The 6,302-nt window shown below is 63.5% G+C and carries 6 protein-coding genes and 2 pseudogenes; 3 read left to right on the top strand and 5 right to left on the bottom strand.

The features are described 5' to 3' along the window. Positions 1 to 78 precede the first annotated feature (78 nt). From BST10_RS24070 to BST10_RS21945, 3 genes and pseudogenes are all read right to left on the bottom strand, one after another. Positions 79 to 207 (bottom strand): annotated as a pseudogene (locus BST10_RS24070) (ATP/GTP-binding protein); the annotation flags it as partial. Further along, complete coding sequence (locus BST10_RS21950) at positions 195 to 2,153, bottom strand: Mu transposase C-terminal domain-containing protein (RefSeq protein ID WP_083040725.1); 1,959 nt, start codon at positions 2,151 to 2,153, stop codon at positions 195 to 197. The gene BST10_RS21950 and the pseudogene BST10_RS24070, both read right to left, overlap by 13 nt. A gap of 23 nt (positions 2,154 to 2,176) precedes the next feature. Then, the gene (locus tag BST10_RS21945; protein WP_235673602.1) at positions 2,177 to 3,043 is read right to left on the bottom strand and encodes a TnsA-like heteromeric transposase endonuclease subunit; all 867 of its coding nucleotides are present in this window, start codon (positions 3,041 to 3,043) and stop codon (positions 2,177 to 2,179) included. A gap of 333 nt (positions 3,044 to 3,376) precedes the next feature. On the opposite strand from BST10_RS21945, the gene BST10_RS21940 reads away from it, so the two are divergent. After that, positions 3,377 to 3,658, top strand: a complete 282-nt coding sequence (locus tag BST10_RS21940) for a type II toxin-antitoxin system Phd/YefM family antitoxin (protein ID WP_041319839.1) — start codon at positions 3,377 to 3,379, stop codon at positions 3,656 to 3,658. Positions 3,659 to 3,666: 8 nt separating this feature from the next. After that, positions 3,667 to 3,930, top strand: coding sequence for a type II toxin-antitoxin system RelE family toxin (locus BST10_RS21935; protein WP_083040723.1), 264 nt, complete (start codon positions 3,667 to 3,669; stop codon positions 3,928 to 3,930). A 224-nt stretch (positions 3,931 to 4,154) separates the two neighbouring features. Here BST10_RS21935 and BST10_RS21930 read toward each other — a convergent pair whose 3' ends face one another. Next, positions 4,155 to 4,928, bottom strand: a complete 774-nt coding sequence (locus tag BST10_RS21930) for a hypothetical protein (protein ID WP_133054467.1) — start codon at positions 4,926 to 4,928, stop codon at positions 4,155 to 4,157. An 85-nt stretch (positions 4,929 to 5,013) separates the two neighbouring features. Continuing rightward, the gene (locus BST10_RS21925) at positions 5,014 to 5,382 is read right to left on the bottom strand and encodes a hypothetical protein (RefSeq protein WP_083040728.1); all 369 of its coding nucleotides are present in this window, start codon (positions 5,380 to 5,382) and stop codon (positions 5,014 to 5,016) included. 615 nt (positions 5,383 to 5,997) lie between these two features. Here BST10_RS21925 and BST10_RS24065 point away from each other — a divergent pair. Beyond that, a pseudogene (locus tag BST10_RS24065) lies at positions 5,998 to 6,201 on the top strand (Fic family protein); the annotation flags it as partial. Between the last annotated feature and the right edge of the window lie 101 nt (positions 6,202 to 6,302).

Raw genomic sequence — 6,302 nt, 5'->3', positions numbered from 1 at the left:
CCGGTCGAATACCGTTGTGCTAGAGTATAACTCGTAGTCAAATCATCTCTGACTTACACAGAATTCGTGACAGGCTCGCGCATCGGGCAACAGGATGAACTCGGGTGGATCCGCATCAACGAAACGGCGCCAACCCTCCAGCGTGGTGGTGGGTTGGCGCCGATCCTCGAGTTGGCTCACCGGGGCAATCGTGTTCACAGCCGCCACGATTCAGCCTCCTTGCGTGCATCAAACACCGGAAGTGGTATGACCTGCGCGGTCTCGGCGTCCTCGCCGTCGTCTTCGTCGTCTGACGGCGCATCTGCCTCAACGGAGGGTGCTGCGGCGTCCGGCCGTGGCCACGCCGGCGCCGTGGTCGCCCGCGTTCGGCCCGCCACCCGGCGATCCTTCGATTCCTGTCGGGAGGGTTCGGGGCCTTGTGCGGCTCGGTCGAGCAGTTCGTCGGCCGCGCGGGCGATCTCGGCCTCGGTCGCTTGATCCTGCCCGCGCTGGGCCAGCACGGTACGCGCATGCTGCCACATCGATTCGCCGAACGGCACCGGGTGGGTGCGTAAATACGTCCAGGTCGCGGCCAGCCAGCCCTCGTCGTGATGGTTGCGCACCCAGATCCGCGACACGTCGTAAGGGTCGTGATGCACTTCCCACTGGCCCTTCTTGGATTCCACCCCCGAATGCTGGCGGCGGTAGGGGTTGAGTGCCTTGGCGTCGTAGGTGCGGTTGTTGACCCGAATGCCGTAGGAATTGATGCGTCGCCAGCACGACGGCAGCAACTCGATGTAATCGTCGGCCGACAGCGGCACCGGAACATACCCGGCGACTTCGACCAAAGCGGCGTACTTCTCGTTGGGAGTCAAGGGTTTTCCCGGGGTGACGGGGTCACGCAAGCCGTCGTGGGGACGGTTTTGCCAGACTGCGACGATCCACTCGTCCAGCAGGGCTTGCAGTTCCACGATCGACCACACCGCGTCCTGTTCGGCGTTCTTGCCGCGCCGCTCGACGCTGGAGCCGACATACCCGGCGACATGCTGGGCGAACAAGGTGGCCACCGACTGCAGCGTCCGCTCGATCTTGGGTTTGTCGGTCGGCGTGTCGGGATGGGCGGGCTGCAGATTGATACCCAGCGTGCAACAAGCCTGGCGGAAGGTTTGCGACAGATAGGCCTTCCCGTGGTCACACACCACGGTCTCCGGGGCGATCACTGGCCGGGCGGCCGCATCGGCCAACCGCTGATCCACTTCGCTCAAGCAGCGGTGCGGCAGCACTGAGCGCGACATGCGCAGCGCATCGGACCATCCCGGCCGCATCGGCTCCGGCGTCAGTGCCCGCGCCAGCAGCAGCGCAGCGTCGACCGCTTTGGTCGTGGGCCGCAATACCGCCGCCGGAACTGAGCGGGTCGCATCGTCAACCATGCCGGTCAGCTCGACCCGGTCGACCGTCCCGTCGTCGAGGACCACCCGCACATCCAGTGGAGTCGAATCAATCTCGACCATCTCACCGGGCCGTGCCACCGTCAGCACACCGAACGGGCTACCTGGCTGTTTGGCCAGCGAACGGCGGGTGCGCGCGGACCCGAACGTGTGCCGGCCCGCCGACAACCTCTTCACCAGGCGATAGAAAGTGCGCTGCGAGGGCATCGCCGGAGCGTCCTGCGCGCCGTATTGAGCCACCAACGATTTTGTCACCCGTCGCTGCAAGCGGCTGACCGTCCCGGTCGACAGGTCGGTCTCGTCATCGATTGCCTGCCGGATCGCGGCCACCAGCCGCTCGTCGACGCGGCCGAACACCGGCCGGCGGGGGATGTGACGACGATCGACAACGCCCAATAGGCCGTCTCGTTCGTAGGCATAGCGTTGCCGCTGCAACGTGTTCAAGCTGATCTCGTGGCCGGCCGACTGCAGCTCGGCGAGCTTGGTCAGCTCGCGCTGCCGCAGCGAACACGACGTCGGATCGAACTCGGGTCGCGGCCGACTCCCTGCCTCGGCATCAACCCGTCGACCCGTCAACACCTCGATCAAGTGCCGTTCCCACCAGCGGGCCCGCTCCGCGGCAGCCTCCGGCACACCGGCCAAGGCTTCCTCGGAACACAGAGCAGGTCGCGACCCCGACACCAACTCCAACGTCGTGTCACCCAGCAGCCGAGACAGCGGTACCACCGACTGCCCGCCGACCGCATCGGTCAGCCTGGCTGCGCCACCAGAAAGTGTGGCAACCGTGAACACCCCGTCGGATAAACGGATTTCATCGCCTTCACGGATGACACCTGAACGCATACCCGTCGTCGCCACAAGGCGGGGCCGACGATCGACTCCTCGGCCAACACGGCCCCGCAAAGGTCAACACCCAGCCGCCCATGCCACAGCAGGTGGAACAGCACCGGCAACACCATGATCGCTTCGCCGACCGATCTCACACCGGCCATCAGCGGCCGCGCCGAGTCGAACACCGCTTCCAACGCCGCAGCGACCGCCGGGCGGTACACCCGTGGATGCCGATACCCAGATAACCAGCGCAGGTTCGCCGTCACCACCGGATCTGCCTCGCCCACACGCTGATAGGCCCATCCGAGCGACCGGCACGCCTGATCCGATCGAGCGAATAACTCAGCATCAGCATCCGATATCCGGTCATCGCGGCGCACGTCGAGAACCCTCGCGGATCCGTCGGACAAACGCACGAAGTAGTCAGGCACGTGGTGCCTGCCATCACCCCAGTGCAACCGGAACGGCTGCGACGCAACGCCAGTGACCGCGGGGTCAGCATCCAGCGCCATCAAATGGTCACGCTCCACCCACGACTCATACCCGATGTGTTCACGAGTCGTCGAAAACCACCACATCCCTGGATAATTACTCTGTCCACGAAACGACGGGAAACCGCGGATAGGTGAACAGTCCAACTCAAAGTCCGCCGTGGCGCACTCCGCTTCCTGTTCCTCGGAAGCTATGCGCGGGAAGATAATTCGGCAGCCGGGACACCCGAATATTTCGTCACTGTGACGTATTGTCAGCCAGGCGGGAACCGCTGCGCGTCCGACACTTGCCACATCCAGACGGATTGGGGTCCGGCCGGGGTGATGCCGATCTGAGGTTCGTCGATTGGCAGCAGCGTTCGCGCTGGGGCGGCCGCCAGTGTCCGATGGTTTCGGGAAGCCGGACGCAACCGGTCAGCCGTCAAGTCGTCGCAGCTTGTTGCCAACTTGTTCCGGATCGACAGAAGAGATCAGCGACACCGGCTCGATCGGAAGCCACATCCAGCGGACATACCTGCTGGTACCGGTGCGTGCTCGGCAGGTGCGAGTTGCCGCGTGGCCGCGGCGAGGAACATCGGCCTTAATTCAAGCCGATCATCGGTCGTGATTTAGGCTAATATGGATGACATGCGGATACTGGCCATCTCGAAGATGAAGGACAAGCTCAACGAGTACGTCGATGCGGTCGCCCAAACGCAGGATCAGATCACGATCACCAAGAACGGTGCACCGGCAGCGGTGCTCGTCGGCGCCGACGAGTGGGAATCGTTGCAAGAGACGCTCTACTGGCTTTCCCAGCCCGGGATCAAAGAATCGATTGCTGAGGCCGACGCCGATATTGACGCTGGGCGCACGTACGGCGAGGACGAAATTCGTGCCGAGTTCGGCGCGCCTCGGCGTGCCGGCTAACGTAGCCGATGGGTTACACGGTTAGGTTCACCAGCACCGCGCGGCGCGACCTGCACAAGCTGCCGCCACGGGTGCTCTCGGCCGTGATTGAGTTCGCTTTCGGCGACCTGGCACACGAACCGCACCGCGTTGGCAAGCCGCTCCGGCGTGAACTGACCGGGCTGTATAGCGCCCGGCGCGGACCGTACCGCCTGTTGTACCGGATCGACCAGGGGCGCTCACTGGTGCTGATTCAGCGTGTCGATCATCGCGCGGACGTTTACCGACGCTGAGGATGGCAGCCCCGGCGGAACGTAACTTTGCACCCGCCACAAGGTCCGACAGCCGAATCGTCATCAAGGGGTGCGAGCCCTTTCACCTAATGCAACTCGGTGTAGGCCTAACGCCGATAACGTACATTATGTCAGATAAAGTACGCCGTATTGTGCTGTGCCCCAATCGCATTGAGAACGACACAATGGCCCAGAGTTTGCAGATCAGCATGGGTCTACCCGCATCACGCGCCCGGCACCGAAAGTCCGTATTTCCTGAGGACCTTCAGCAGTGCCGGGTTTTCGCCTGGGTGCAGGACGGGCTCGCCAGAGTCGACGTTGATCGCATTGTGCACCCCGTCGCGCAGCCACACCGTCCAGCAGTCCCAGTCACTGCCGAGCTTCGAGCCGTAGAGCAGGCCGATCGGGCTGGTCTGATCCTGCAGGCGCGGCCCGGCCATCGATTCGGCCAGGTGGCTGGTCACGTAGCGGTCCTCACCGCGCAGCACGGCCACGGTCACCTGCTGCAGGCCCTTCGCGAGAAGTACCGGCGGCCGGTTGCGGTTCAGGTAGGCGATGGTATTGGAGTGCTCCGCATCGATGAACCAGCCCGCAGTAGGCAGCAGCATTGTGTAGAGACGCCGCTTGAGCAGCCAGTCCAGGTCGATCTCGTGCGGGGGTTCCTTGCCGTCTTCGGCAAAGTCGTGCGCGATGAGGTCTTGTACGGTTTCGCCTTCGCCGGCGTCGTCGAACAACGCGCCAGCCGGGGTCGGCTCAGGCTTCTTCAACGGCTGAAGTGTTTCGGCGTACATGCCTTCCAGGCTGGAGGCGGCATAGATGGTGCGCTCCCCTGCCAGGTCATAGCGGTGCCAGGTGGAGCGATTGTCGGATGCATCGGTGGGTCGCAACCTGGGTCTCAGGGGCCCATAGTGCGGATCCGCCAAGCGATAAACCGGCTGCAAGGAGCCCAGCAACAATGCCAATTGCGTTGTGTTGCAAATCAGCACGTCACGCGCCACGACCTGGCAAACCTCCTGCACGGACACCTCAGATTGGAGACCCTGATCTTATCCGCGCAAGGAGACAAGCGTTTTCCGGGAACTCCTAGTGGTCGACGAACTCTTCGGCGGCCGCTAGGACGTCGGTGAACCGGTCCTCACGGATCGCCATGTACGGGGGTTGCTCACCGAAGCGCGGATTGGCCCCGATGAACCACGACCGGGCGATCTGTTCACCGTCGACGTCGGCGATCGTCCACCAGGCCCGATACGCTACTTGCAGGCGGGACAGCGACTCATTGCGAGGCGTAGCGCCGCCGTCGATGGCCCACTTGTAGGGCTGCTTGCGGTCACGCACTCCGGCCAACGCCGCCACCACGGTCGGCCCCAGGTGGTCTAGAAGTTCACGCACCAATTCTGGCGGGTCAAGGCGCACCGCACGGGCGTGGATGGCCGTTCCGTTCGCTACAGCCATCGTGATCACCTCCCAAGCTATTCCGGTGTCTCGAACCTCTTTTTACAGGGTCTACACCGTCAAGGGTACGATAAAGCCACCAAAAAGCAACCAGAAATCCGAACGGCTGCCTCGAAGGCGCGGAAACGGGGCGGATTCGCTGGCCACCGGCCCAGACACTCCGAGAGCCCACAGCCTCATCAGGCCCAGCGTCGACAGGAAACCCGCGGTCGGGAGTGCTTAGCCGGTGTGTCCGCATCCACAAGCGATTCAGCGCCGGGAAGGGCAAGTTCTGCGCAGGACGGCTCGATGCGCTGCTCCATGTCGAGAGGAATACGACGGAATCGACTACGGCGGGTTTCCAGTAAACCACTACGTTTTCATCAGATGAATCCGCTGTGCCCCAATTGATTCCGAGTGTGTTGGCTCTCGTGTCCGCGTAGTCGCGGCGCGAGAGTGATTGAATGCCGGGGTGCATCGAGGTGGTTGCGTCGCTCTGCCGCCCTCCTTTGACGCGGTAACGTCGCCCGACCGACCGATGTTGATCCTCACACGGCCGATCACCCGCTGATGCGCTGCGGCCGGCAAACCTTTGTAACCGCGTCCCGCCCCTCGAGCGCGACCGCGACCGCACCGTACCTCACCGCAATTCACCGACATCTGTTCCAAGACGTGTACGAATGGGCTGGCGACCTGCGGACAGTGGGGATTGAAAAGGGCGACGAGTCCTTCTGTCCACCCGGCAGCATCAGTCAACCGATGGACCATGTCGCCACCGAGATTCACCGTCTCAAACGGCTAACGACCGTTCCCGAGGCCAGTCTCCCGCGCACCATCGCTGAATCGCCCCGGCGTGTCCGGAGACGAGATATTGTCAAGACCTGTGGATCGGTGATTTTCAGGCGACCTCCGATCCGGCGGTTGCGGGCTCGCCCGTCGAC

It is taken from the genome of Mycolicibacter algericus DSM 45454, assembly GCF_002086455.1.
Taxonomy (GTDB): Bacteria; Actinomycetota; Actinomycetes; order Mycobacteriales; family Mycobacteriaceae; genus Mycobacterium; species Mycobacterium algericum.
This window is presented reverse-complemented; position numbering and strand designations above follow the sequence as displayed.